At 39.5% G+C, this 26726-nt stretch carries 20 protein-coding genes and 1 pseudogene; 7 read left to right on the top strand and 14 right to left on the bottom strand.

Annotated features, from left to right (window positions below; genetic code table 11):
• Nucleotides 1–108: 108 nt before the first annotated feature.
• The 3 genes from ilvD to lipB form a co-directional block, all read right to left on the bottom strand.
• Nucleotides 109–2013: a dihydroxy-acid dehydratase gene (gene ilvD / locus AC2SLL_RS06595; protein ID WP_486530890.1), complete on the bottom strand. Its 1905-nt coding sequence runs from the start codon at nucleotides 2011–2013 to the stop codon at nucleotides 109–111.
• Between the two features lie 291 nt (nucleotides 2014–2304).
• A complete protein-coding gene (locus AC2SLL_RS06590; RefSeq protein ID WP_486530889.1) occupies nucleotides 2305–3375 on the bottom strand; it encodes a hypothetical protein in 1071 nt (356 codons plus the stop codon).
• Nucleotides 3376–3378: 3 nt separating this feature from the next.
• Nucleotides 3379–4215: a lipoyl(octanoyl) transferase LipB gene (lipB, locus tag AC2SLL_RS06585; protein WP_486530888.1), complete on the bottom strand. Its 837-nt coding sequence runs from the start codon at nucleotides 4213–4215 to the stop codon at nucleotides 3379–3381.
• A 161-nt stretch (nucleotides 4216–4376) separates the two neighbouring features.
• Between lipB and AC2SLL_RS06580 the strand changes: the two genes are divergently transcribed.
• The 3 genes from AC2SLL_RS06580 (at nucleotide 4377) to AC2SLL_RS06570 (ending at nucleotide 8899) form a co-directional block, all read left to right on the top strand.
• Nucleotides 4377–5789: a coniferyl aldehyde dehydrogenase gene (locus AC2SLL_RS06580; RefSeq protein ID WP_486530887.1), complete on the top strand. Its 1413-nt coding sequence runs from the start codon at nucleotides 4377–4379 to the stop codon at nucleotides 5787–5789.
• A gap of 268 nt (nucleotides 5790–6057) precedes the next feature.
• Entirely contained in the window at nucleotides 6058–7965 is a 1908-nt protein-coding gene (locus AC2SLL_RS06575; RefSeq protein WP_486530886.1) for a glycine betaine ABC transporter substrate-binding protein, read from the top strand.
• Between the two features lie 58 nt (nucleotides 7966–8023).
• Nucleotides 8024–8899 (top strand): ATP-binding cassette domain-containing protein, encoded by an 876-nt coding sequence (locus AC2SLL_RS06570; RefSeq protein ID WP_486530885.1) that lies wholly within the window; start codon nucleotides 8024–8026, stop codon nucleotides 8897–8899.
• Nucleotides 8900–9066: 167 nt separating this feature from the next.
• On the opposite strand, the gene AC2SLL_RS06565 is transcribed toward AC2SLL_RS06570, so the two are convergent.
• Both AC2SLL_RS06565 and AC2SLL_RS06560 read right to left on the bottom strand, forming a co-directional pair.
• Nucleotides 9067–9417: a hypothetical protein gene (locus AC2SLL_RS06565; RefSeq protein WP_486530884.1), complete on the bottom strand. Its 351-nt coding sequence runs from the start codon at nucleotides 9415–9417 to the stop codon at nucleotides 9067–9069.
• Between the two features lie 154 nt (nucleotides 9418–9571).
• Nucleotides 9572–9739 (bottom strand): hypothetical protein, encoded by a 168-nt coding sequence (locus tag AC2SLL_RS06560; RefSeq protein WP_486530883.1) that lies wholly within the window; start codon nucleotides 9737–9739, stop codon nucleotides 9572–9574.
• A 429-nt stretch (nucleotides 9740–10168) separates the two neighbouring features.
• On the opposite strand from AC2SLL_RS06560, the gene msrAB reads away from it, so the two are divergent.
• Complete coding sequence (gene msrAB, locus AC2SLL_RS06555) at nucleotides 10169–11866, top strand: bifunctional peptide-methionine (S)-S-oxide reductase MsrA/peptide-methionine (R)-S-oxide reductase MsrB (RefSeq protein WP_486530945.1); 1698 nt, start codon at nucleotides 10169–10171, stop codon at nucleotides 11864–11866.
• A 76-nt stretch (nucleotides 11867–11942) separates the two neighbouring features.
• Here the strand turns inward: msrAB and htpX are convergent, their stop codons facing one another.
• The 3 genes from htpX to xseA form a co-directional block, all read right to left on the bottom strand.
• Complete coding sequence (gene htpX / locus AC2SLL_RS06550; RefSeq protein ID WP_486530882.1) at nucleotides 11943–12857, bottom strand: protease HtpX; 915 nt, start codon at nucleotides 12855–12857, stop codon at nucleotides 11943–11945.
• 599 nt (nucleotides 12858–13456) lie between these two features.
• On the bottom strand, nucleotides 13457–13711 hold the full coding sequence (gene xseB / locus AC2SLL_RS06545) for an exodeoxyribonuclease VII small subunit (protein ID WP_486530881.1): 255 nt from the start codon (nucleotides 13709–13711) through the stop codon (nucleotides 13457–13459).
• Nucleotides 13712–13764: 53 nt separating this feature from the next.
• Nucleotides 13765–15282, bottom strand: coding sequence for an exodeoxyribonuclease VII large subunit (xseA, locus tag AC2SLL_RS06540; protein WP_486530880.1), 1518 nt, complete (start codon nucleotides 15280–15282; stop codon nucleotides 13765–13767).
• A 566-nt stretch (nucleotides 15283–15848) separates the two neighbouring features.
• On the opposite strand from xseA, the gene AC2SLL_RS06535 reads away from it, so the two are divergent.
• Both AC2SLL_RS06535 and AC2SLL_RS06530 read left to right on the top strand, forming a co-directional pair.
• On the top strand, nucleotides 15849–17519 hold the full coding sequence (locus AC2SLL_RS06535) for a fatty acid--CoA ligase (RefSeq protein WP_486530879.1): 1671 nt from the start codon (nucleotides 15849–15851) through the stop codon (nucleotides 17517–17519).
• 597 nt (nucleotides 17520–18116) lie between these two features.
• Nucleotides 18117–19193, top strand: coding sequence for a WG repeat-containing protein (locus AC2SLL_RS06530; RefSeq protein ID WP_486530878.1), 1077 nt, complete (start codon nucleotides 18117–18119; stop codon nucleotides 19191–19193).
• A gap of 70 nt (nucleotides 19194–19263) precedes the next feature.
• Here AC2SLL_RS06530 and AC2SLL_RS06525 read toward each other — a convergent pair whose 3' ends face one another.
• The 5 genes from AC2SLL_RS06525 to AC2SLL_RS06505 form a co-directional block, all read right to left on the bottom strand.
• Entirely contained in the window at nucleotides 19264–19893 is a 630-nt protein-coding gene (locus AC2SLL_RS06525) for a glutathione S-transferase family protein (protein WP_486530877.1), read from the bottom strand.
• A 10-nt stretch (nucleotides 19894–19903) separates the two neighbouring features.
• Nucleotides 19904–20581, bottom strand: a complete 678-nt coding sequence (locus AC2SLL_RS06520) for a type 1 glutamine amidotransferase domain-containing protein (RefSeq protein ID WP_486530876.1) — start codon at nucleotides 20579–20581, stop codon at nucleotides 19904–19906.
• Between the two features lie 120 nt (nucleotides 20582–20701).
• Complete coding sequence (locus tag AC2SLL_RS06515; protein WP_486530875.1) at nucleotides 20702–21751, bottom strand: NADP-dependent oxidoreductase; 1050 nt, start codon at nucleotides 21749–21751, stop codon at nucleotides 20702–20704.
• A 102-nt stretch (nucleotides 21752–21853) separates the two neighbouring features.
• On the bottom strand, nucleotides 21854–23080 hold the full coding sequence (locus AC2SLL_RS06510) for an iron-containing alcohol dehydrogenase (protein ID WP_486530874.1): 1227 nt from the start codon (nucleotides 23078–23080) through the stop codon (nucleotides 21854–21856).
• Between the two features lie 425 nt (nucleotides 23081–23505).
• Nucleotides 23506–24213 (bottom strand): TetR/AcrR family transcriptional regulator, encoded by a 708-nt coding sequence (locus AC2SLL_RS06505; protein ID WP_486530873.1) that lies wholly within the window; start codon nucleotides 24211–24213, stop codon nucleotides 23506–23508.
• Nucleotides 24214–25004: 791 nt separating this feature from the next.
• Here AC2SLL_RS06505 and AC2SLL_RS06500 point away from each other — a divergent pair.
• Nucleotides 25005–25409 (top strand): hypothetical protein, encoded by a 405-nt coding sequence (locus AC2SLL_RS06500; protein ID WP_486530872.1) that lies wholly within the window; start codon nucleotides 25005–25007, stop codon nucleotides 25407–25409.
• Nucleotides 25410–25488: 79 nt separating this feature from the next.
• On the opposite strand, the pseudogene AC2SLL_RS06495 reads toward AC2SLL_RS06500, so the two are convergent.
• A pseudogene (locus tag AC2SLL_RS06495) lies at nucleotides 25489–26703 on the bottom strand (IS3 family transposase).
• Nucleotides 26704–26726 lie beyond the last annotated feature (23 nt).

Raw genomic sequence — 26726 nt, 5'->3', positions numbered from 1 at the left:
ATGAGGTCACTCATAAAAATTGTATAAAAATAAAAAAGCCAGCCGAAGCTGACTTAACTCATCAAGCTTAACCTACTAAGCGCTAATACTATTATTTATGACCTAGAATCAATGTTCCACTTGACTCACATCACGCACCGCGCCAGTATCTGCGCTGGTGGTCATAGCCGCATAAGCACGTAACGCTTGACTAACGTGACGCTCACGATCAACGGGCTTCCAAGCTTTACTACCACGAGATTCCATCTTTTCACGGCGATTGGCAAGCTCACTGTCTGACACCTCTAAATTGATACTACGATTGGGAATATCAATATGAATGGTGTCGCCTTCATTGACCAGTCCAATCGCACCACCTTCAGCCGCTTCTGGGCTGGCATGACCAATTGAAAGACCTGAAGTACCGCCAGAGAAACGACCATCTGTTAATAGTGCACAATCTTTGCCCAAACCTTTAGACTTGAGGTAGGATGTTGGATAGAGCATTTCCTGCATACCAGGACCACCTTTTGGACCTTCATAGCGAATGATGACAATATCCCCCGCTACGATTCTATCAGCCAGTATGGCTTCTACTGCATCATCTTGTGATTCAAAGACTCGGGCACGACCAGTAAAGGTAAGAATGCTATCGTCGACGCCAGCAGTCTTAACCACACAACCACGCTCAGCAATATTACCAAATAGTACAGCAAGACCGCCATCGGTTGAATAAGCATTGTCTACTGAACGGATACAGCCTGATTCGCGGTTTAAATCTAAATTTGACCAAGCTTTGTTCTGTGAGAAAGCTTGGGTAGTACGTACACCACCTGGCGCCGCTATGTATAAATCACGTGCTGCTTGATGGTTTGGGTGGTCCGTATTCATCACATCCCACATCTCCAAGGCTTCTTGTAGGGTCTTGCTATGCACTGTGGGTAAGTCTGTCGTTAACAGACCTGCACGATTTAGCTCTGCTAAAATTGCAAATACACCACCTGCACGGTGTACGTCTTCCATATGATATTTTTGAGTAGCAGGTGCCACTTTGGACAAACAAGGCACACGGCGACTTAGCTCATCAATATCTGCCATTTTAAAGTCAACTTCAGCTTCATGAGCGGCAGCCAATAAATGTAAAATAGTGTTGGTTGAACCGCCCATAGCAATATCAAGGCTCATGGCGTTTTCAAAAGCGGCTTTGGTAGCGATTGAACGGGGTAGGACAGAATCATCATCCTGCTCATATCGGCGTTTGGCTAAGTCGACAATACGGCGACCTGCTTCTAAAAACAGTGCTTCACGTTTTGCATGAGTCGCAAGTAATGAGCCGTTACCGGGTAGGGATAAACCAAGTGCTTCGGTTAAGCAGTTCATAGAGTTTGCGGTAAACATACCAGAGCATGAGCCACATGTAGGGCAAGCAGAACGTTCAATTTCAAGTACATCTTCATCACTGACATTGTCATCAGCTGCATCAATCATGGCATCGACTAAATCAAGCTTACGAATGGCCTTACCCTCTTCATTAACTGGGGCATCTAAATTGTGGCTAGGTGCTAAGTCTGAAGCCAATACTTTACCCGCTTCCATTGGGCCACCAGACACAAAGATAACTGGAATATTTAAGCGCATCGCTGCCATTAACATACCGGGTGTAATTTTGTCACAGTTTGAAATGCATACGAGCGCATCAGCACAATGAGCATTGACCATATACTCTACAGAGTCGGCTATTAAATCGCGGCTGGGTAGCGAATACAGCATACCGCTGTGACCCATAGCAATCCCATCATCTACAGCAATGGTGTTGAACTCTTTTGCGACACCGCCAGCTCTTTCTATTTCTCTTGCAACCAATTGACCCATGTCTTTTAAATGAACATGACCTGGAACGAACTGGGTAAACGAGTTTGAAATGGCAATAATAGGTTTGTCAAAATCACCATCAGTCATGCCAGTAGCACGCCATAAAGCACGTGCGCCAGCCATATTCCGGCCTGAAGTAGACGTTTTAGAGCGATATTGCATAGGTCGTCCTTCTCATCAATAGGAGTTAAATGTAATAATCTATTGTAACGTATAAAACCAATTTTAATTAAAGGAAAAATTATTGCTCAAGTATAAATAAATATTATGATTAACGCGCTATAACTAACGATTAACTGAAAAATAATCAGTGTGAATGGCTAGAGTCATATAATATCACCCGTTAATCTAGATTATTGAAACTTAAAGTTTCGTGTCAACGTATTTATAAACAGATTCTTAATAAAGCGATTTAAATGTTTTGTATGGATATGAACCCGGATGCTGAAGCTGCTAAATAAGTCTTATTTTGATGGCCTCATCTAACTGAGGTAGGGTATCTATATGCGCTTCTAATAATGCTAAAGTCGCCACTGAATATGACGCGGGTAATGCTTGATAGTCGTCTAGACGGGGAATCGACATCCATTCATCTTCTAACATTATAATGAGAGGTTGGCTGTTTTTATTAAGCATAAATACATCGCCATAAAAATGCCATTTCTTCATAGAAAGTAGTAGAGCATCTTCTTTAGCCTCAGTATAAACAGGATCTCGTTGTTTTGCCGTATTGGTAAATTTCAAGCGTAATGCAATTTGTAGAGGCTCACAAAACATGACTAACGTGCCAGTAACTTTGACTTGCCAAGGTGTTTTAATCAGGTCTTCGGATAGGTGTAGGTGTTGAGCCGCTTCGTTTGCAAACATAGGTGTCTGAAACTGTTTTAACAATTGTCCTTCCAATGGGTGCAGACTTTTAATCTCTTCGTCCAAAGCATCATAATGATATATAAATGGTAGTTTTTCACTTTGCGTGAGCGTTTTATCTATAATTTTACAGTTATGTACTTGCCAACGTGTGTTTACATCAGCAATGATTTGATTAAGGATCAAGCTGTTAGAGTCTAAGCTATTAAATTCTAAGCTATTACTATTACTGAAGATATTGGAGACTTCTGTTTGCTTGTCAGAGGGTTTTTCAATTTGCTTTGGGTAGCCTTGACGGGCGTTGACCTGTATATAAGCCGCACCACTAAGATTAGCCTCTTCACTGTTTTCACTGACGTTCACTAAGTTTATGTCTATGTTGTCGCTTTGAGTAACGATATCGCTTTCGTTGTTAATAATATAGGCATTATTTTGGTTGTGTTCATAGGGCTTATGAAGCGTGTGTCTGTCGTTGGTATTAATATTAGTGTTGATATTAGTGTTGATATTCGTATTGGTATGAATATTTGCATTTGGATTATCATTATGGTTTAAGCTGGGATTTACTTGTAGGCTATGCTGATTGACGCTATGTTTATCCGAGCTATGTTTATCCAAGCTAAATTTATTCACAAAGTAATTGTTATGTATCGTCATAAACTATGTCTCATTGTCATCTTTTAATGCACGTAGTTTGATATTACCTGATTGTCGCTGCATTATATTACGAACGAGCTTTGCCGTAACCTGTAATTCAGTAACTGTACCAGCAGCTATATCAAGACCAGAAAGTGGTGGTTTAACCCAATAGGCCTTCTCATCCCCATTAGCCTTATTAATCTGAGCTAACGAACCAACGTTAGTTAAATTTACAAAGTCAGCCAGCTTAAGCATTTGCATACCGGCATAACCACAAGGGTTGATGGCATTAAATACCTTTAAATCACAAGTTAAGTTCAAAGCGATGCCATGATAGCTAAACCCGTGCTTGATTTTAAAGCCCAGTGAGGCAATTTTACCCAGCATTAAATCGTTATTATTATAAATATATACGCCCGGTGCATCTTTACGTGCCTTAGCATAAAACTGTTGCGTTGAAACATGTGACTTAAGTTCTTGATTCAAGACATCTTCGATGCTTTGTTCGGCATGAGATACTAAATTACGTACGGTCCAGCCCAGAGCTTTTAAATCAAATAAGAAATATATAACCAACTGACCTTTACCATGCCATGTGACCTGACCGCCACGGTCAGTTTTTATAATAGGGGTATTACCCCGTTGTAAGATATGCTCTTCTTTACCTGCTTGCCCTAAGGTATAAACGTCATTATGCTCTACGACCCAAAGTTCGTCAGGGGTAGAGACACCTTGCTTTTTTTTGTCAATACGATCTAGGGTAATTTGTAGCATATCGGCATGCGTACTTTGATAGTCTGCATCTATTAAGGTACGGAGACGTAATGTGTCTACAAGGTTGTCATAGATTTTTGTCATAGAGAGCACTATGCTAATAATGAACGGTTAAGCCCATAACATAACACAAATTTAGGTTTTGAATATAGGTCGTTTAGCTATTAAAAACGACTGACAAAGTTACCAGAAAAAGTGTAAATCTAGCGATCGTTAAAATCTAATTACCTGTTAAGGATAATAACATGAGTCAGCATATAATAACGACAAAAGCTCAATTACAATCACAATTTGAGCACATGCAGCGACTAACAAGAAAAAAACCGTTAAATTCATGGGATAACAGGGCGTCATTGCTCGATAGCTTAGAAACTATGCTAAGTGAAAACAAGCAGCGGTTTGCAGATGCCATTAGTCAGGACTTTGGTAATCGCAGTCAAGTTGAAACTAACTTTGCTGAGCTAGTTCCAGTTTTCCAAGCTATTACACATGCCAAGAAGCATGGCAAAAATTGGATGAAAACCCGTCGCGCTAGTATTTCAGCATTATATCGCCCTGCACATAATGAAGTTCAGCCTCAGCCTCTTGGTTTAGTAGGTATTATGGTACCTTGGAATTACCCATTATTCTTATCAGTTGGCCCTATGATTGATGCTCTAACCGCAGGCAATCGAATATTTATAAAAATGAGTGAGTCAGCACCTTTGTTTGCCCAAGCATTTGCTGAAGCGGTGGCTAAGCATTTTTCTGCCGATATGATAGCCGTTGTGGTGGGAGAGGTGGAGTTAGCCATTGCTTTTAGTGAGTTGCCATTTGATCATCTTCTCTACACGGGTTCGACTAGTGTGGGCAAAAAAATAATGGCTGCTGCTGCACCAAACCTTACCCCAGTAACCCTTGAATTGGGTGGTAAGTCTCCCGTAGTTGTGTTGAAAGATGCAAATCTTAAAAATGTGGTCAATCGCGTGATGATGGGTAAAACCCTTAATGCGGGCCAAACTTGTATTGCACCTGATTATGTATTGATTCATTCATCCCTGCATAGAAAATTTGTCGAACTTGCCAAAGAGTGGGTAAAGAAACACTATCCTAACATCAGAGATAATAATGACTACACCTATATTATCAACGACAGCCAGTTTAAGCGTGTAACAAGTTATCTTGACGAATTACCAAAAGAGAAAGTTGTTCCTTTAACAGAGTTCGAAGCCGATGCTGAAAGTCGATTAATGCCGCCGGTCATTGTCGTGAATCCTGAGACAGATTCGCAAGTTATGCAAAATGAACTCTTTGCGCCAATTCTACCGTTGGTTCATATTGATGATGTACGTGATGCCGTTGAGTTTGTTAACCGCCGTCCACGTCCCCTTGCTTTATATGTATTCGGTAAAGATAGCAATAATATTGATTATGTCCGCAACCATACGGTATCCGGTGGTGTCGCTGTGAATGAAGTTATTGTGCATGTGGCTCAAAATGAATTGCCGTTTGGTGGGGTGGGGCATTCAGGCATAGGCGCATATCATGGCAAGTGGGGGTTTGAGCGTTTTAGTCATATGAAACCTGTTTTTGTACAATCTAATCTGAATGCTATGAGTGTTATGCTGCCGCCCTACAGTCAGTTGTTTAAGAAAGGGCTGAAGCTTTTAAGTAAGTAAACTCAAACGGTGTGGATTAAAGTAAAAAACTTGGTTTCAAGTTGAGCTTTCTAAACTTAAGCCGGTGTAAAGAAAAACAAAGCCTCTACTAGATGATAGGGGCTCTTTTATAGGGTTTTGTTGCAGAATAAGGAACACTATTCGCAATTAAATATAGATAACGGTAAACTAAAAAGTGAACAGGTTTTAAATAACCCAAACATTAATAATTAATCTGGGCAGTCTTGTGCATCTCATTATAAAAATTCGACAGTGGTTGGTATTAAGCTTGATTTTTTTATCTTCACAAGTTTTTGCAGCTTGTGGAGATGATCAGTCAGCGCCAGTTAGATTTGGCTCATTGACTTGGGAGAGTGGTCAGTTTATTTCTGCTGTATTACAGGCCATTACTGAAGAAGGTTATGGGTGCGAGACGATCCTTGTACCAGGCGCTGGACCCGCATTAGAAACGGCATTATCACAAAATGATATTGATGTAATAGGCGAGCAATGGGTAGGACGTTCACCTATTATGGAAGATGCCATTAAAGCAGGCAAAGTAGACGTTATTGGAGATACGTTGAAGGGCGGTGCCACTCAAGGATGGTATGTACCCCAGTATGTATTAGAAGATAATCCTGAGCTTAAAACCTACCAAGACCTGCCTAAGTTAGCTCATTTATTTACTGATCCAGAGAGTCCGAGGCGTTCCCGTTTTCTAAACTGCCCTACCGGCTGGACATGTGAAGTTTTTAATACGCATCTCCTTAAAAATACTGGTCTAGATAAACACTATAATAACGTATTGCCAGGTACAGGTGCGGCACTTGATGCCGAGATATCTTCAGCATTTGAGCAACGCAAACCATTGCTGTTTTATTATTGGCAGCCAACAGGGCTTATGGCTAAGTATGAGTTTGCTCCGATTCAGTTTCCAGAGTACGACAGTGACTGCTGGGATAAATTACTGGATGCTAATAGTCAAACGGACTGTGTCTCTGGTTTTCCAGTATCTGAGTTAGGTATTGCCTTATCTAGCCCCTTTATTGCTAGTAACCCTGAACTTGTCGATGCGTTTAAAAAGGTTCAATTTACGCCTGACACACTTAACAATGCTATTTTGGAGATGAGTGAAAATAAGCGTAGCGGCGAGGAGCAGGCAAGGCTGTTTCTAAAACAAAACCCTCAAGTTTGGCAAAATTGGTTAAGCCCTATCGCGTCACAAAATCTTGCAAACTCACTTGGTGTGTCCATAACTGATTCAGCAATAGACAGCAATACTCATCAAAGCAACGATGCTTCATTAACTGAAACCAACAATGTTTTAGAGTGGTTTCCCGTCTGGTCATTTGAAAATTCATTAAATAATACACTGAGCTATGTTGTCCAAAATTTTGGAGATATTTTTAGGTCTATTAGTCAGGTCACGTTAACTTATCTGCTACTACCCATCGAAAAGCTTCTGAGTATGACGCCGCCATGGCTAGTGATTGCCTTTATAGGGTTGATTGGATGGTTTGCTACTCGTAAATTATGGTTTGCTATCGCCTGCGTTGTTGGGTTGTTTCTGATCGGTGCGTTTGGATTATGGGTTGCATTGGTACAGACCTTGTCTCTGCTGATAGTTTCTGTACTGATTACCATGGTCATTGGTATTCCAATTGGAATTTTAATGGCGAGTAGTCAGTTGCTGCGGCGAACCATAACACCTGTACTTGATGTGATGCAAACCATGCCAAGCTTTGTCTATCTTATTCCTGTATTAATGCTATTTGGTATTGGTAAAGTGCCCGCGTTATTTGCCACGGTTATTTATGCGTTGCCACCGCTTATTAGGCTGACGATGCTGGGTATTAATCAAGTACCTCACGAGATGGTAGAAGCCGGCCGCTCGTTTGGTAGTAATCATAAGCAGCTGTTGTTATGGATTAAGTTGCCACAAGCACTACCCAGTATCATGGCAGGAATCAATCAAGCGGTCATGATGTCACTCTCTATGGTGGTTTTAGCTTCAATGATTGGAGCACCTGGACTCGGCGAAGATGTGCTGCAATCTATTCAAACTCTTAATATCGGTCAAGGCTTACAAGCAGGAACCGCTATTGTGATTATGGCAATAATCATAGATCGTATTACTCAGGCCTTTGGTAGAGGGAGGCGTAAAAGAGATGAGCTACTCAATCATAATAAAAATTAATACGTATAACTTTCTTCAATGTCTTGATTTAAAATAAATTTTGTACAAGAGTCCTATCATGAGCCATATACATTTAGAGAATGTGAGCAAGGTGTTTAATGCGAATCCTAAGCAAGCCAGCCAAGTGCTGATTATGCTTGAGGATGGACTGACCAGCACAGAAGTACGTGAGAGGACAGGATATTCTGTAGGATTATATGATGTCAACCTCTGCATTGATAAAGGGGAGCTCCACTGTATTATGGGGTTATCTGGATCGGGTAAATCAACATTAGTGCGTCATATTAACCGATTGATTGACCCAACGGTAGGCAAGATTTGGGTGGATTGTGTTGATGAAATAGACGATTCTGAGGTCTCAGTAAATGGAAGGATAAACAATAAAAATGTTATTAATATACTGAATTTAAACGATAAAAAACTACAGAAATTTCGTCAAGATAATATCAGTATGGTGTTTCAGCATTTTGGTTTAGTACCCCATATGACGGTAGTACAAAATGTAGCTTATGGGCTAAGAGTTCGAAAAATACCCAAAGCAGAACGACATGATATTGCTCGTTACTGGCTTAATGAAGTGGGGTTAGAGAGTATTGAATCCAGTTATCCTGATGAATTGTCTGGCGGTATGCAGCAGCGGGTGGGCTTAGCACGTGCTCTAGCGGTTGATACTCCGATTATATTAATGGATGAAGCTTTTTCAGCACTAGACCCTTTAATACGTGGACAGCTCCAAGACCAGTTATTAAAGCTGCAAGAAAAACTCAATAAAACGATCGTATTTATTACGCATGACATTGATGAGGCCATAAAGCTTGGTAATAGAATAAGTGTTTTAAATGGGGGGCGTTTAGTACAAACGGGTACATTAGATCAGCTTCGCGATAGTCCAGTTGATGAGTATGTAAAACGTTTTATTATGGTCGATCATTAAACCGTTATATCCGTAGTTCTCTATGCAGGCAATGTCACTATCGTTATTAATCCATTATTCCATTATTTAATAGGCCAATAGGCCAATAGGTAAATAGGTCAATAGACTAGATTTGATTCAGTTAAATTGACACTTTATCGCTTGCTTATAAGATGGGGTTATCGAGCTCAAACTGACGAATCCAGTCTTCTAGGGTCTAGAGCGACTATGGCTAGTTTAATGACTTCAGTACTGTTTACAGCCTTAATGGTTGGGTAAATTTGCTCTCCATAGCCTGAGATATGGCAGTCACATTGCCAAGTCATGTCAAATTGTTGAGGTTGATACAATATTGTTGTTAATTCATGCTCTATCGCTTGTTCATCGGTAAAACGATATATCTGAGAAGCAACGATGGTTTCGGACATTGGTTTATAAGGAATTGGTTGATAAGGGGCAAAGCCCAAAAACTGATTGCAAACTGCCATAGCGTCATTATAAGAGCTTGCTAAATAAGAGCTTACTGAAAAGACAAACATGATAGGTTCGCTATAAAAACGGAACGGATTGTACAAAAGGTTGTCAGGTTCACTCGGAATGATTAGCACTTTGGCTTAGTCGATGAGAATCAGCTTCTATTTCAAGTAGGTTACTTGGTTTTTTTAGCTCATCCGAAACACTTTTTAAAATCATCTAGTCATTGCCATAATCTATTTTAGCTAATTCGTTCTCTGGTGTATTCGGATCATCAATTAAGCGCTGCATAGCCTCAATACGGAAATGAAGTGCGTCTTGCAAAATGTCGATAAATTTAGCGGGTAATTTAAAAATAAGCGTTGAATTCGAAGATATGTAAGCCATAATACCCTATTATAAAATCTTTAAACCTTGTAGGCTTACATTCAAATGACTTCTTTATTCAGTCGCTTATAGCCTTATATTCAGATGCTTATAGCCTTATTTAACTCAAAGCTTATTAAACCGGCCTGTACCTTTGGGATATATCCCGTAAAGTTTATGCAACTGACTACTATTTTATAAATGTATATAATATAAGCCTGTCTGTTATAAGGTCATAAGACACTACCTATCATAACTTATGATTCATAGCCTAAGATAGCGCTACTCGTATTACCCTTCTGATTTAGTGAGATTTCTATGCCAACCCAGCAAAAATTGTACTCAAAAAAAATGTACTCAAAATTGACTTCTATGCCATCTAAAACCTCATCATTGCAAAAAAAAACGCTTTCGCTAAATGCGCCATGCCAGATTGGGCTTTTTGGCGTAATGGCAATATCATTAATGGCTTGCGGGCAAATAAGCAGCGCAGACAATGGTAAAAATAATACCGCTCAGGCGACTACTGAGTTAAATCAAGGCATTACCAATAGCCGCGATATGTTGCCGAGTGAGTTATTGAATCAATTAAAAACACTTCCGCAACTAACGGCTGGTTTAGGCGATACAGGTGCGACGGTAATAGACCCTAATAAGCCAACTTTAGTGAAGTTTTGGGCAAGTTGGTGTCCACTGTGTCTGGGGACTTTAGAAGAGACAGAAAGTTGGCGAAATGATAAAGCTTTTGCAGGTTTAAATGTTATTACCGTGGCCAGTCCTGGACATTTAAATGAACAAGAAACTGCCGAATTTAAACAATGGTATTCCGGTGTGCAGGCTGATTATCCCAAGCTTCCTGTACTCATTGATGACTCTGGAAACCTCATTAAGCAATTGGGCGTTCAAGTCTATCCAAGTTGGGCTATCTTAGATAGGCAGGGTAATTTAGTACGCTTGATCAAAGGTAATCTAACTGAACGACAGGCTTATGGTCTGGCTGAAAATGCAGCAAATGACTTTAAGGATTTAAAAAATAGTAAAGCCAAGCCCGACGCTGGCAATACCGTGACAGCGACTGCAATGCCAGAAAACACAAAAAGTAAAAATGGCGTTTACTATAACTCTGAGGGCGCCCCAATAAATACCAAAACCATCTACCTTGCTGGGGGCTGTTTTTGGGGATTAGAAGCTTATATGGAGCGTGTTGATGGGGTAGTCGATGCCATTTCAGGCTATGCTAATGGTAACCCCAGCATTGCAGACCCGAGCTATGAGCAAGTGATTGCTGGCTCTGGACATGCTGAAACTGTGAAAGTAGTTTATGATGCCGATAAGATTGACTTAGAAACTCTGCTCAAGTATTACTTAAGAGTAATCGATCCTACCAGTTTGAACAAACAAGGCAATGATAGGGGCGTTCAGTATCGTACAGGGATATATTATACCGATGCCTCAGATAAGGCAGCGATAGACAAAGCCCTTCAGCAGATTAAGCCTAAATACAATAAGGCCATCGTCGTTGAAAATAAGCCTTTAAATAATTTTTCAATGGCGGAAGAGTATCATCAAGATTATTTGGCTAAAAACCCCAATGGGTATTGTCATATAGACTTAAGCTTGGCTGATGATAAAGTACAGTCTTCAGGTAGCAGTAGTGCGCCTAAATTAGCACCAGCCAATACAATCCAAGCTGCTTTAGATCCTAAGCGCTATGCAAATTTTGATAAAAATGCCCTAAAAAATACGCTGACCAAATCGCAGTATGAGATTACTCAAAAGGCAGGGACAGAACGCGCTTTTAGTCATGAATACGATCATTTATTTGCGCCAGGTATCTATGTGGATGTGGTAAGTGGTGAACCCTTGTTCTTATCCACCCATAAGTATGATTCTGGCTGTGGTTGGCCGAGCTTTTGGCAGCCCATAGACCCGCAGGTTATTACCGAGCATAGAGATATGGCGTATAACATGGTGCGTACAGAAGTGCGTTCTCGTGTGGCTGGTTCTCACTTAGGACATGTATTTAACGATGGTCCAAAAGATAAAACTGGTTTACGTTATTGTATTAACGGTGGTGCGCTACAGTTTATTCCTGTCGATAAGATGCCACAGTCTGGTTATGGCGTTTTTGTTGATAGAGTAATATAAGGTTAAAAAAATACCGCTAACCATTTAGCGGTATTTTTATAGAGATTCAAACTTCGTCATGCTAATTAAGTTTAGATTAGGCCTTACTTGGATTATATTTCTTTAAAGCGTCAATGCGATCATCTAATGAAGGATGAGAGCGGAATAAATTAGCAATGCTGAATCCCTGAGCTCGACCGGTAGAGATAGCAAAAGCTTTCATATTGTCAGGCATTTGGTCTGGAAGCTGTTCAGCAGGACGGAGGGCGTTTAGTGCGCCAATCATTTTATCTCTACTGGCCAGTTTTGCGCCCATCTCGTCAGCGCGGAATTCTCGTAAACGTGAGAACCACATAACGATAGCAGACGCTAAAAACCCAAGTAGAATATCCATGACCATACTGGTCACAAAGTAACCAATGCCAGGGCCATTGCCTTCATTTTTAAATACTGTTCTATCAACAAAACTACCAATAATACGAGCAAAGAACATAACAAAGGCATTGACCACACCTTGGATTAGTGCAAGAGTAACCATATCTCCATTTGCCACGTGACCAATCTCGTGCGCCAATACTGCTTCAACTTCATCCGGCGTCATGCTTTGCAATAAGCCTGATGAGACAGCAACTAGGGCTTTATTTTTATTCCAACCTGTGGCAAAAGCGTTTGGTTGTGAGTTATTAAAAATCCCTACTTCCGGCATATCAATTTTTACAGCTTTTGCTTGCCTTGCTACTGTATCAATTAACCATTTTTCAGTAGCATTACTCGGTGTTTCAATAACAACGGTACCCGTTGACCTTTTAGCCATCCATTTCGAGATAAACAATGACACCATTGAGCCAACCATGCCATAGATACCGCACATTATGGCTAAGCTAGTGTAATTTAGTCCACCTGCACTGTGTACACCGCCAATACCAAAAAATTTGGATAACACACCAAATACGATGCTAAAGACAACTATTACTGCTAAGTTTGTCAATAAAAATAATCCAATACGCATCATTACGCTAATTTCCTTTTAAATTTTGCAGGTAACATTATAAAAATGAGCCTAGCTGTTGAAATATATAGAGTATATCGATGGGGGGATAAATCAAAATATCAAATTAATTCTACTATTTGATGAAACAGGAGGAGCCTCATCGAATCAGTAACACCCTATTTTAATTAAATATCATCGTTAAGTTATATCACTAAATCATATTACTAACTTAAGAAACCAAACAAAATATATGACAATTCTTAGAGGTCTATCGGTCAAGTATCTTTAATTAACTGATTAGACAACCTTTTAATTAAACTTACCTTAATTAAACTTACCGATTAAAAGTGTCTGGTCGTAAAAAACACACCTATACTGAGCAACAAAAAAGCCAGCAAGAGTAGCTTAGTAAACCATGGCCAAAGCTTAAGTTTGGTAAGAGTGTCATCGCTGGTTAAATATCCGAAAAAACAGATAAGGCTTAATACAAAGGTAATCATACCCAGACCAATCGGAAGTATAGCAAGGTATAAAGTGCTTTGCATTGAGAGTACCCTTCATGTCATAAGCTTATAAATAGATAACCTCAGCGATAAATATATCGCTTAGGGTTGCTCAACTTAATTTTCACTGTTATTTAAGGTATTGCTGCTACTTTCAGTTTCAATATCTTCATTAAAAGCGGCATCAAGTGCTTGCTGAACAGCTTCAATGCGAGCTTGGCACACTTTATAGGCAGCAATGGACTGCTCGACCGTGGTCATTAAATTATCGATATCTGGTTCATTTGAGTTTTGCAGCTCTTCAGCATTATTCTTTAAAATTGCATAGGCTGCTTTAAAGGTTTTAGGGGCTATTTTTTTTCGTGATGCCATAGGGGAATCCTTATATATTGACAGTGATAAGTTTGTGTGTTTGGCAGACAAGGTCACTTAGCGTTATGAGGCGTAATATGCACGCTGGTCACTACTGCTGAAAATTGCCCATCTTTCATCATTACATTGACAAAATCGCCTTTATTAATGCTTTGGATACCGCTTAGATAAGTATTGTTATTATCTTTAACTAAGGCATACCCTTGATCTAATTGGCTGTTAGGGTGCTGAATAAGTATAAATTGTTGATAATGGCGCAACTCATTTGCGGTACTAGACACTAGCTGATAGCTATTTCTTCTTATTGAGTCATGATATAAGTTAAGGTCTGATTGGTACTTCTCAAGATTTGCGTAAGCTTGTTTTTGAATGTGATTTAAATAATTACTAGAGTTAACAGATACCTCGCGCAGTTGAAATTTAGCATGCTGTTTAACGGTATTAAAATGCGTGTCGCTCAAGTGTTGCCATCGTTGCAAGCTATGAACACTTGAGTTTTGAATGGTGCTAAATTGACGTTCTGAGGCACGATTGGCATTTAATAGTTGTTGGTGGCTCAATCGGTAAATATTATCAACATAGCTTTGCGTTTGATGCATCAGTTGCGCTAAGTGATTGATAATACCAGCGATAACTTTTGAGGGGGTGTCAAAGCTTGTGTGAGCCACTTCATCTAATATAACATTATCTCGTTCATGGCCGATGCCCACCCAAACGGGTACAGGCTGTTCAGCCACTAAGGCGGCAAGTTCATAATCATTCAAATAGGCTAAATCGCCAACAGCACCGCCGCCCCGTATGATAACCATAAGATCAGGTAGCCTATCATAGTCTTTTTTAAACGTTAACATTCCTCTGGTTATGGCATGGCGAATTTCTGTAGGTGCAGTGTTACTTTGAAACGTAGCGTAATGATAGTGAAAATGACAAGCTGAGCTTGCTTGTAATCTATCGGCATCTGCCCGAAAGTCTCCAAGACCGGCTGCCTTTTCGGGCGCTATGACTAAAACATGTTCAATATCAAAGGGGTCAGGAAGCTGCTTATTTAGGTTTAATAAACCCTCGCCGCCGAGCCGCTCAAGCATTGCCGCATATTGTCGGGCTAGGTCGCCAATGGTGTAACTTGGATCGATATCATTGATAGCAAGTGAAAAGCCATAAAGAGAATGAAAGGTAGCCGTTACGTTGAGTAACACAGTAACATCGCGCTCTAGTGGCATACCAGTCGCACGCTCAAATTTACTAAGAACTCTAGTGGCTTTGAATTTCCATAAGTTACCTCGACAACTAGCGACGACTTTACCGCTATCATCTTTTTCTGCCAGCTCAAAATAGTAATGTCCATTCTTACTTGATAAATTACGTATCTCCGCTTTGACCCAAACGCTGTGGTTAAAAGTTTCTTTTACCACAAGCTCAATAGCTGCTAGGTAATCACTGAGTCTTAAAACCGTATTTTCGAGGTCATCATCTAAAGAAGGGCTCAAGTCATCTAGGGCATAATCTTCTGAGTCAAATGCAGTATCCGCAGATGAAAGTGAGTTAAGGCGTGATAAATCTGGCTTTGGCATAAAAGGCTAATTAATATAAAAAATGGGTTATGAGAAATAAGGGTTTTAGTAAGGTAAAATTTAAATAAATGACAAAATAGTTTAATACCTTTACTTATCCCAAAGTCTTAATTCGTATATGATTTAAGTGTTAAAGAAGGTCAATAAAGGTTGCATAGTAATCATTAATTTAATATAAGTCATTAAATAAATATCAGTCATTATGTATTATAAATGAGCATACTATACTATATGGGTAGTGATTATCAGTAGTCATTTAATGAGTCACTAAACTGTAGCTTAGTCGTAGATATTTAATACATTTAACCCTTGTAACTCAAAGAAAGATGATAATATCAAATAGAATCATGGGATAATAGATACTATCTAGTAAATTAGGCGGCTTTACATCATAGTGGTAGTTCATTATGCTAATTAAACAATAAAAGGATTTTGGCGATCCTTTCGATGTACTACTGATTCAAATTGAACGTTCAAAACGAATGCTTTAAAACAGCCCGCAATCCTCTAAAGCGCTTTTTTCTATAATCAATCTAAGCTCAATTTATGAAATAATGGACTATATCATGAATATTAATTATGCCCCAGCGTCACAAGCCTATCACTTTCCCCTTACCATTAAACAACTCCTAAATCGCTGCAAGCTTACCTCACAAAACCAAGAAATTATCTTCGCTGATAAGCAGCGAATGACTTATAGCCAATTCTTTACGCGTATAGCAAAATTAGCCAATGTACTTGATAGTTTAAATCTTGAAAAAGGTGATATTATTGCCGTGATGGATTGGGATACACCAAGGTTCTTAGAAACCTATTTTGCAGTTCCAATGTCGCAATATGTTTTGCAAACTGTCAATATACGCTTATCTCCAGAAAAAGTATTGTATACCATTAATCATGCTAAACCCAAAGTTCTGCTGTTAAACTCGGAGTTCGCCCCTTTAGTAAAAGACTACCAATTTGAGAACTCATCCATTGAGCATATTATATGGCTTGATGACGATGGTGTGAGCAGTGATGGTTTTTTTGGCAATAATCAATCAAGGGTGGTTGGCGAGTATGAGGCGCTACTTAACACCGCAAGTGATACGTTTGAGTTTAAAGATTTTGATGAAAATAGCATAGCGGTTAACTTTTATACATCAGGTACTACCGGTAACCCCAAAGGGGTCTTCTTTAGTCATCGGCAGCTTGTTTTACATACATTAGCGGAAGCCGCCACTTTAGGGTCACTACCGCAAAAGCAAGGGGTGGTACTTGGAGATGTCTATATGCCAATGACACCTATGTTTCATGCGATGGCATGGGGGTTTCCGTATGTTGCGACTATGCTGGGTTTAAAACAAGTCTATCCTGGCCGATATACACCAGAGAAGTTGATGCATTTAATTGATAAAGAAAACGTTAGTATTACTCATTGCGTGCCGACGATTTTGCAAATGGTGCTTGAGCAGGCAAGGGTGGAAGGTAAAAAATTCAATGGTCTTAAAATGATTATTGGTGGTTCACGTTTGACTGAAGGACTTGCTAAAAGGGCCCTGTCAGCGGGTATTGAGGTTTATACGGGCTATGGTATGTCTGAGACTGCTCCTCTTATTAGTATTACTGAGTTTACTACTGATGACCCTGAAATGAGCTTGGAGGAAGATATAAAACGCCGTTGTTTAACAGGTAAACCGGTCATGATGGTCGAAGCTCAGGTTTGGGATAATGATGGGAATGAGCTGAAGCGGGATGGCGAACAAACTGGCGAATTAGTATTGCGTGCACCTTGGTTAACCCAAAGTTATTTTAAAAACCCCGATGCGGGAGATGAGCTTTGGGAGGGTGGTTATATGCATACCCAAGATATTGCCTTTATAACAAAAGCGGGTATGCTCAAAATTACGGATCGCCTAAAAGATGTTATTAAGACAGGAGGAGAGTGGATTTCTTCTTTAGAAATAGAAACTATTTTGTCCTTACACCCTTCAGTGGCTGATGTGGCTGTGATTGGGGTGCGTGATGCCAAATGGGGAGAGCGTCCACTTGCGGCTATTGTACTAAAGCATGATTGTCAGGACACCAAGCCTGAAGATATTAGAGCCATAGCAGAGCAAGCTGCGGCAAAAGGTATGATTCCAAAGTACGGTATACCAGAGCATTTTAAATTTGTGGCTGAATTACCTAAGACCTCAGTCGGCAAACATGATAAAAAACTTATGCGTGAGTTATATGCTGGTCAAAGCGAAATATAAGTCGTCTTTTTATTTCATTTCATTTAATTGAAGTCATATACTGAGTCTTATTGATCTTCTCCAGCGACTCTATTTCTCAAAGAGCCATTATTTCAAAAAGTCGTAGCTGAATCATGTTGCGACTTTTTTTTGTAAATCATTAAAGTTCTTAATTTGAAATGTAGCAAGCTAAATCAATTGCTGACCTCAACATCCAATTACTGCCCTATAGGATAATATATAGACTCATAGACCTATAGAAATTCAAAGGTTGATGTCTGCGATTATAGTCATCTATAGGTGTTAATGCTTATGTTTATCATTTATTGATCTTAAAAAAAGGTGCTCCATATCTCTATAATATTTCTAACATGAATCAATAATGTAGTTTTTAGGGTTTTTCATTACTCATTAGAAGGGTTTCATCTAAATAATATGGTTATAGTGTCAAATATTTGCTATTTTCTACACCTCCAGTATTAGATTAGCAGTTGTTCTAAAGTAACAGTGGTTCTAATTACTAGTGGCTCTATATTAATACGTAATGAGTAAAATCACTTGGTTTTAGAATATTTTATGACAGATTTTAAAAATACAAATTAGTTGAATGAACATTCTATGAAAACTGAATTAGCTAAAAACACTGAATTAACGCCTAAAAAACACATAATGGCGTTTAAACGCAATCGCAACTTAAAATTCGCTAAATCATTTTTTTATAGTATTGCTGCGCTTCTTTCTTTACAGGCAGTAGCGATGCCAGCACATGCCTGCAATATTCCTAAGAGTTACTATAAAAATGTGTCGTGTACCGCAAGTAGTCGGTACTTTTTAGCGGTTAAAGATTCGGGCGCACCCGTTGCCTTAATCAATAAACAGGGAAACCGAGCGGTTGATTTATCCCGCTATTCACAAGTTGATGTGAGTAAACTGAAAAACGGTATCATGCCCGTACAGCGTGCAGGTAGGGTCGGTTATGTAAATATGTCTGGTCGTGAAGTTGTGCCTGCCATCTATGATCCGATCATGCAAGATCCTAATACTCAAGGATGGGCGCGTGCAGCAAATAACGATCGAATAATCGTTAAAAAGCAAGGTGGGTTTGGGATCATTAGTGCAAATAATAACGTCATATTACCCTTTTCATCCAGTTATAAGACCATTACTGATTTTAGTGCTGGTGTTGCAAAAGTGGTCAAAGTCAACGAAACTTTCTGGATTGATACCAATGCTAGAAGAACAGCAAATCCAAATATACGCCAACCCACTACCAAGACCCCATTAGAGACTCCAAATCTAACTCAAAACTCCCAAAATAAAAGTTATCAAAATAGTGATCGCCAAGTGATACCCAATAGCTCCTTAGGGCGAAGCGAAATTTGGCAGCCTGAGAAAAGAGATGGGAAGTGGGGGTTCATTGATCGAAACGGTGTGCCAATGATTACCTTCTCATTTGAGCAAGTTACCCCCTTTTCAGAAGGTCTCGCCGGTGTGCGTTTCGGAGACAAATGGGGCTTTGTCAATTTGGCAGGCGAGTTAATAATCCCGTTTCGTTTTGAAGAGTCTGGCATTGATCGTAAAGGGACTACTGGAGAACAGCCCTTCGTTTTCAAAGAAGGTAAAGCTTGGATAGGTAATTTAAAAAATGGCAAAAAAATGTGTATCAATACCAAAGGTAATGGAGTGAGTTGTTAGCCAATAATGACTCAAAACAAAAAACAGCTCACTAGGAGCTGTTTTTTTATAAATGTGACAGTGAGTAGGGCTACTTTGAGGTATCGTACTTTTCCTCAAGTGCCATAGCTCGCTGGAAGCTGGCAAGTTTAGTCAAGCTCTGAACATAGGCTTTGATGTTCGGATAGTCCTCTAACTGGCCATGCTGGTTTAACATGATAAGGTCAAAGGACAACATAAAATCAGCACCACTTAGCTTATCGCCAACGATAAAAGATTTACCTTCCACAGCATCATTGAGATAGCTCAGTAGTTTGTCTTTTTCTTGGGCAATATATCCTGATAAAAATTCATTATCAGTTACGCCAGCTTTTTCGGTAAACAGTTCAAGTAATAGCGGAACCATTAACGAGCTTTCGGCAAATTCAATCCACTGTACATACTTACTATATTCTTCAGTTTCAGGAGCAGGGCGCAAGCTATTCGTCGCAAATCGATCAATTAATATCTGAGTAATTGCACCAGATTCAGCAATAACCTGCCCATCAAGTTCAATGACAGGAGACTTACCTAAAGGATGAATCTCTTTTAGACTATCTGGAGCGAGGTGGGTTTTTTCATCTCGCAGGTAGCTCACGACTTCATAAGGCTGTCCGAGCTCTTCTAATAACCATAATATGCGTAGTGAACGTGACTGATTGAGATGGTGTAATTTAATCATTTAGGGCTCCTTAAGATTGAAGTTTATGAATAAGTCTTTTGGCAACTTCTTCAGATGAAGCAGGGTTTTGACCAGTTACTAGTAAGCCATCTTCTACAACGTATGACTGCCAGTCAGGACCTCTTTCGTAAAGACCACCATTTTCTTTTAAGGCATCTTCTAGTAAGAAAGGAACAACATTAGTTAGGCCAACCGCATCTTCTTCCGTATTACTAAAGCCCGTTACTTTCTTGTTTTTAACTAAAAATTCGCCATCAACTTTCACGTTTTTAAGGGCGGCGGGCGCATGGCAAACAAATGCAACAGGTTTGGCTGTATTCACAAAGTCTTCAATTAAGGCAATCGATTCTTTGTCATTGGCTAAGTCCCACATTGGGCCATGACCACCAGGGTAAAATACTGCATCATAATCAGCAGCGTTGATATCTGCCAGTTTATGAGTCGTGGCTAAGTGCTCTTGAGCTGCTGCATCTTCTTTAAACCGATCTGTAGATTCAGTCTGTGCATCTGCTGAGTCACTGCTTGGGTCAAGTGGGGGTTGACCACCTGCAGGCGATGCTAACGTGATGTCAACCCCAGCATCTTTAAAGGCATAATAGGGTGCTGCAAACTCTTCTAGCCAAAAGCCCGTTTGTTTGCCTGTATCTCCAAGCTTGTCATGTGACGTTAGTACCATTAATATTTTCATAATTTAACCTTTATAATTTAACCTTCATAATTTAACGGTTATAATTAACCGTTTTTAACAAGATTGACAGTTTTATAGATTTTTGTATTACGCTTTTAAAATCTTATACACTAATAGAAGTTATTCAGGGTCAGCAACTTTTACCACTGTCTTGCCAAAGTTATTCCCCTCTAACATATCGACAAAGCCTTGAGGGGCATTACCTAAACCATCAATGATGTGTTCTTTGGTCTTAACTTTCCCTTCTGAGACCAGTGTCCCCATAGTTTGTAAAAATTGAGGGAAGTGGTCACCGTACTCTTCAAATATAATAAAGCCTTTAACGGTTAAGCGTTGTCTTAAAATCGTACTCATCAATAAGCTTAAGCGGTCCTTACCCTCTGGTAACTCAGTCTGATTATAATGAGCAGCAAGACCACAAACCGGAATACGCGCATGGGCGTTGAGTAGCGGCAATACAGCATCAAATACGCGACCACCAACGTTTTCATAATAAATATCAATACCATCTGGGCAAGCTACTGCTAGCTGCTCTTCAAAGTCATCGGCATAGTGATCGATACACTGATCAAAGCCTAACTCTTCAACCGCATATCTGCACTTATCTGCACCACCAGCGACACCGATGACCTTTAAATCATGCAATTTGCCCACTTGACCGACGGTGGCGCCCACTGGACCTGTCGCCGCTGCAACTACCAAGGTTTCACCTGTTTGCGGTTTACCGATATCCGTTAAGCCCATGTAGCCTGTAAATCCTGGCATACCTAGCACACCAAGACCGTAAGAGGGATGGCTCATATCACTGGTCAGTTTATAGACGCCTTCGCCATCACTCACGCTATAATCCTGCCACCCTGAATAAGCGATGACAATATCGCCTTGTTTGAAATTGTCGAGATTTGACTCAACCACTTGTGACACGGTAGCGCCTAGCATTACATCCCCAATTTGTAGAGGATCGGCATAGCTTTTTGCATCACTCATGCGACCCCGCATATAAGGGTCTAGCGATAGGTAAAGCGTACGCAGCAGCATTTCATTAGCCGCTGGGGTGGGAATATCAGCGCTTGTTAATTCAAAATTATCATCAGTGGGCTTACCATGAGGACGGCTGGCCAGTTTAATTTGGCGGTTGCTGTCTTTTGACTGTGAGTTTGCAAATGTCATTTTTATTATCCTAGTTAAAGTGTTTATTCTTACCAGCTGTTTTAAGAGCTATTTTATGATTTGTTTTCTGAGTTGTATTAGGATTTAAGATTAGTTTTGATCTTAAGCGTTGTCCGATGACTCGGTACCTGCTGCTCTTTGTAAGATGCGACGTGAGACGTCCAAGTCATTGGACTTATGTTCTCCCAACTTGACCATACCATGCTCTTGTAGTTGCTTTACAATAGGCTCAATCGCTGTGTCATCCAATTCAGCATCAGCTAGATCTACAGGTAGACCTAGACTTTTAAAAAATTCTTCGGTATAGCTAATAGCGTTTTCGATGATCTCATCATCGGTTAATGTGTCATCCTCTGTATTGATATTCCAGACATTATGAGCATATTGTATTAACTTCTCTTTTTTGCTCTCTTTAAGCTCACGCATGACCGATGGCAATACAATCGTTAACGTTCGAGCATGGTCAATGCCATGTAGCGAGGTAAGCTCATGACCAATCATATGAGTTGTCCAATCTTGCGGAACACCAGCACCAATAAGACCATTAAGTGCCATCGTGGCTGTCCACATGATATTTTTACGAATTTCAAGGTCATCAGGACTCTCTTTGACCGCTAAGCCCTCGCTAATGAGTATTTTAAGCAAACTCTCTGCAAACGCATCTTGTACCTTGGCATTGACGGGGTAGGTTAAATATTGCTCCATGACGTGAACATACGCATCGGCTATACCGTTCATCACTTGACGCTCAGGTAGAGTAAGGGTCTTGGTAGGGTCTAGTATTGAGAATTTTGGATAGACCAGAGGATTACCAAAGGGCAATTTAGCATGCCGCTCACTATAATTGATGACACCGCCAGAGTTCATCTCAGAGCCTGTGGCAGGTATGGTTAATACTGTACCTAAGTCCACGGCAGAATCAATATCTTTGCAATAGCTGGTCAATGCCTCCCATGCTTTATCACGAGATACACTACCATCTTCATCTTTCAACGATGACACTAATGCCACAAATTTACTGCCATCAATAACCGAACCTCCACCCACTGCTAATATGAAGTCAATATCGTACTGATTCACCATATCCGCTGCTTTCATTAGGGTAGTGAATTCAGGATTTGGCTCAATACCGCCAAACTCAAAAATCTCACGGTTACCATTAGACTCAAGTGCTGTTTTGACTTCGTCAAGAGTTCCCGTACGTTTGGCTGAACCGCCTCCATAGGTTATTAATACACGGGCATTTTCAGGCACAAGTTTCGATAATTGTTCAATCTGGCCTTCCCCAAATACGATACGGACGGGATTGTAATATTGGAAGTTATTCATGATCACCTCATAAAACAATGAATTTATATATGAATTTTAGAATGGAGTGACTCATAATACAGCTAGAATAGACCGGTCGTCTAGTAAATATGTGATAATAATTGTAACCGAGTATTGAAACTACGTATTGAAACTAAGTAATGCCTTATGTAGCGAACTATTATTCAGGGGTGTGTGAGCGATTAAAGTATTAGCTAATAGAAAATACTTTTTCTTGAAAATAATCTATTTTTGTCAAGCTCATTGAACCTACTATTTGTAGTGCGTGCACTCGCTTTTCATGATAGGTTAATTTCTAGATGGGGTATAACTTAAACCAGTATCTCTCTTTATTAAAAATCAAAATTACAATTAAGAGTTAAAAGTACAATCATGAATCAAAAGTACTTTTAGAACAGAATACACAATAAGAGGACTATTAGGAACTAAGCGCCATATCCCAAATCATGATTTGTCATTTCCCATACTTCTTCTAAAGGGTAATTAGACTGACTTGTTTTAGCAATGAGACTGGCACCAAGCCAAGCATAATACCAACGCTTCGCCAAACTATCAGCACTTAATCCGTTTATTTTAGGTATCGAATTCTCAGCCCAAGCGGCTTCAATTTGCGAGCTTATCCAATCAACGGTCTGCTTACATCCTCCGGCTAGCGCATCACGCATCGGGTCTGAGATATCGGCAACCTCACCACTAAGTTTGACCACTAAGCATTTTTCATGGTCGCATTGGTTCTGTTGCGTGTTGTACCAGAACTCAAAGTAGGTGTAGAGCTTTTGTTGCGCGCTGATGTCTTGTGAAGATATTGAATCAAGACGGTTTTTATAATGTTTGAAATACCCATTGATAACGGCTTCCCCAAAGGCTTCTTTGGAATCAAAATAATGATAGAAAGAGCCTTTAGGAACGCCTGCAGTATCCAATATTTGTTTGATACCCACCGCAGTAAAGCCTTTATTAGCAAGTAGCTGATAACCTATGGCCAATAAATGAGACTTCGTATTATTGGGAGAAGGTTGTAGAAAACCTGAATGTTTAGAGCCTAAGGATTCAGCGTGCGCCAACGCCATCTCATCTGCAGACGATTTATCGGCTTTAGAAACCTCTCTATTGGGTTCGGAGGTAGAAGACATAATGAATTATCCTATATTTAAACTAGAAATTTAGGCAAATTTACCATAAATTAAGCTACTTTAAGTTTATAAAAGTAAAATGAATCAAAAGAGCTAATAATACAAGTAGTCGAAGGTAATTTGCTAAATCAATAACTATCCTACAATCTAACATAAATGAAGCAAGGAAAACCTCGGCTATTTCGTTCTTAGATAGATTTTTATCTTGAGATTGTTTGGTCAACGAGAGTTTTCCTAAACCATGCTACATTATCCGAATGTTATTCTAACCTGACCGTGTTAAGCCTGAGGATGTAGTATTTTCCAGTATTGTGGCTAGTTTAAATTTGTGTCGTTTTTGCACATTATTATCCACCTATCCAACGATTTTTATAGGAGGCAACCAGACATTTTTAGAATTTACTCATAATTAATTTTATGTATAAAACTTAGGCAAACTTAAATACATGACTGTGCATCAGAAATCTATTTTTAAACTCATTGCAGTCAAATATTAGAATTTATTAGTAGACATAAAAATGATGAGGCTTATTACCCGTTAGAACGATATGCTATATCAGTCATCAAAAAAAATTGAAGAAGCTAAGCTTTCAAATGAGGATAAGATATTAATTACTAATGAGTTTTTATCTAATTGTTTAAAATTTGATAAAACATCAGGAAATCCTATCGAAGAAAAGAAGACTATAGAAAAACTTATTGATTTTGTTTTATATAGTGACACTTACTAAATGTCAAATAACACAGTTTCAATGTATTAACAACAGCTATCACTTCAATGAGAGAATGAAATGACACAATTTTGTTTTATTGGTGCTAAAAATCATAAAGACCTGAAAGATTTTCATTCGCAATTAATGGGCCTCTTTGATAACAGAGAGGCTCTAAAAATAGAAAAAGAAATAGACTTTATATTTCAGTTTACTTTAAACAATAATACTTGGTGTTGCTTTATAACTGATGTAAATATTCTTTCTTATAACAAAAAAGATGGATCTGAGCACTTAAACTGGATTGGAATTAGCTTTTTAAGTAAATGTAAGCAACAAGGTCAAATTTGTTTCGGTGTTGTTCAGGTAGGCCATAAAGAGAGTGAAGATGACGCTATAGCAAAGTTGAGTTCCCAAATAGTATGTAAGGATATAGAAAGTATCTTAAAAGGCATTCCTATTAAAGCTAACTCTTTTTATTGTTAAGTTTAAAGGTGATGTTATGTCTAGATTTGATGCGACGATCAGGAAATACCCCCATATTTAAAACACTAAATAAGTAGAACTAAGCTGCCATATTAAGTTTCTGAATCGGCGTAAAGCCCTCATTACCCATATTGGGTCTCTCGTTATTATAGTGATTAAGCCAAGCCTGGGCCTGCTGTCTCACTTGATCTAAACTATCAAACAACTCCTGATTAAGCCAATCATAACGTACTGTTTTATTAAAGCGCTCTACATAAGCATTTTGCTGAGGATTGCCAGACTCAATATATTCAATAACGATACCTTGCTTAGTTGCCCAGTCTTTTAAATCATTGCTGATATACTCAGGGCCATTGTCACACCTGATTTGATCAGGCTTACCACGGCATTCTATGAGCTGATTTAAACGGCGTATCACTCTTTGAGCGGGTAGTGAGAAGTCAACCTCTATGGTTAATGCTTCACGATTAAAGTCATCAATGACATTAAAGAATCTAATAGACCTACCATCGGTTAAGGCATCGTGCATAAAGTCCATACTCCAGCTTTGATTGATGTTAGCTGGCACAGCAAGCTTTTTGGGTTTGTCTCGTTTAATACGGTGTTTAGGCTTGATTTTCAGGTTTAATTCAAGCTCACGGTAGATACGATAAACTCGCTTATGGTTGTAAGGTAATCCGAGTACATTTCTTAAGTATAGAAAACATAGCTTAAAGCCCCAGTTTTTATGACTGTTTGTCAGATCAATCAACAGCCTGGCTATCTGCTCATTCTCATCCGCTGTCTTTGGCTGATAGTAATAGCAGGTTATGCTGATGTTAAAGATCAGACAGGCCAAGCGTATACTAATGGCTGTGGCTTTGATGTAATGCTCAGCAAGCTCTTTGCGCCTAGAGGGCGCTACCACTTTTTTGACAGGGCATCCTGTAAGATGTCTGATTTAAGCCTTTCCTCGGCGTACATCTTTTTCAAGCGGGCATTCTCAGCCTCTAATTCTTTAAGACGGGTAATCAGTGAGGCATCCATACCGCCGTATTTGCTTCGAACTTCGCTATCGCTACGTCTTGCATCGCTAAAACAGTCCCCCAGACTGTTTTTTAACGCTCTTCATTGTAGAAGGTACTTTGGCTAATATTACTACGAGCATAGCTCTTCGTCTTGCACTTCGGGTTACTGTCCACTGGACAGTAACTTATCCTCGCTCATCACGTAGTATGTCAGTGACTGGTACGCCTTGTTCTGCCTGTTTGAGTATATTAACGATCTGAGTGTCGGTAAATCTTGATTTTTTCATGTCGAAATCTCCTGCTAGTATTT

The organism is Psychrobacter sp. CX97 (assembly GCF_057396285.1).
This window is presented reverse-complemented; position numbering and strand designations above follow the sequence as displayed.

Excerpts from the sequence above, each read along its gene's own strand:
- ilvD (WP_486530890.1), bottom strand. The coding sequence starts at position 2,013 with ATGCAATATCGCTCTAAAACGTCTACTTCAGGCCGGAATATGGCTGGC.
- AC2SLL_RS06590 (WP_486530889.1), bottom strand. The coding sequence starts at position 3,375 with ATGACGATACATAACAATTACTTTGTGAATAAATTTAGCTTGGATAAA.
- lipB (WP_486530888.1), bottom strand. The coding sequence starts at position 4,215 with ATGACAAAAATCTATGACAACCTTGTAGACACATTACGTCTCCGTACC.
- AC2SLL_RS06580 (WP_486530887.1), top strand. The coding sequence starts at position 4,377 with ATGAGTCAGCATATAATAACGACAAAAGCTCAATTACAATCACAATTT.
- AC2SLL_RS06570 (WP_486530885.1), top strand. The coding sequence starts at position 8,024 with ATGAGCCATATACATTTAGAGAATGTGAGCAAGGTGTTTAATGCGAAT.
- AC2SLL_RS06565 (WP_486530884.1), bottom strand. The coding sequence starts at position 9,417 with ATGTTTGTCTTTTCAGTAAGCTCTTATTTAGCAAGCTCTTATAATGAC.
- AC2SLL_RS06560 (WP_486530883.1), bottom strand. The coding sequence starts at position 9,739 with ATGGCTTACATATCTTCGAATTCAACGCTTATTTTTAAATTACCCGCT.
- msrAB (WP_486530945.1), top strand. The coding sequence starts at position 10,169 with ATGGCAATATCATTAATGGCTTGCGGGCAAATAAGCAGCGCAGACAAT.
- htpX (WP_486530882.1), bottom strand. The coding sequence starts at position 12,857 with ATGATGCGTATTGGATTATTTTTATTGACAAACTTAGCAGTAATAGTT.
- xseB (WP_486530881.1), bottom strand. The coding sequence starts at position 13,711 with ATGGCATCACGAAAAAAAATAGCCCCTAAAACCTTTAAAGCAGCCTAT.
- xseA (WP_486530880.1), bottom strand. The coding sequence starts at position 15,282 with ATGCCAAAGCCAGATTTATCACGCCTTAACTCACTTTCATCTGCGGAT.
- AC2SLL_RS06535 (WP_486530879.1), top strand. The coding sequence starts at position 15,849 with ATGAATATTAATTATGCCCCAGCGTCACAAGCCTATCACTTTCCCCTT.
- AC2SLL_RS06530 (WP_486530878.1), top strand. The coding sequence starts at position 18,117 with ATGAAAACTGAATTAGCTAAAAACACTGAATTAACGCCTAAAAAACAC.
- AC2SLL_RS06525 (WP_486530877.1), bottom strand. The coding sequence starts at position 19,893 with ATGATTAAATTACACCATCTCAATCAGTCACGTTCACTACGCATATTA.
- AC2SLL_RS06520 (WP_486530876.1), bottom strand. The coding sequence starts at position 20,581 with ATGAAAATATTAATGGTACTAACGTCACATGACAAGCTTGGAGATACA.
- AC2SLL_RS06515 (WP_486530875.1), bottom strand. The coding sequence starts at position 21,751 with ATGACATTTGCAAACTCACAGTCAAAAGACAGCAACCGCCAAATTAAA.
- AC2SLL_RS06510 (WP_486530874.1), bottom strand. The coding sequence starts at position 23,080 with ATGAATAACTTCCAATATTACAATCCCGTCCGTATCGTATTTGGGGAA.
- AC2SLL_RS06505 (WP_486530873.1), bottom strand. The coding sequence starts at position 24,213 with ATGTCTTCTACCTCCGAACCCAATAGAGAGGTTTCTAAAGCCGATAAA.
- AC2SLL_RS06500 (WP_486530872.1), top strand. The coding sequence starts at position 25,005 with ATGACACAATTTTGTTTTATTGGTGCTAAAAATCATAAAGACCTGAAA.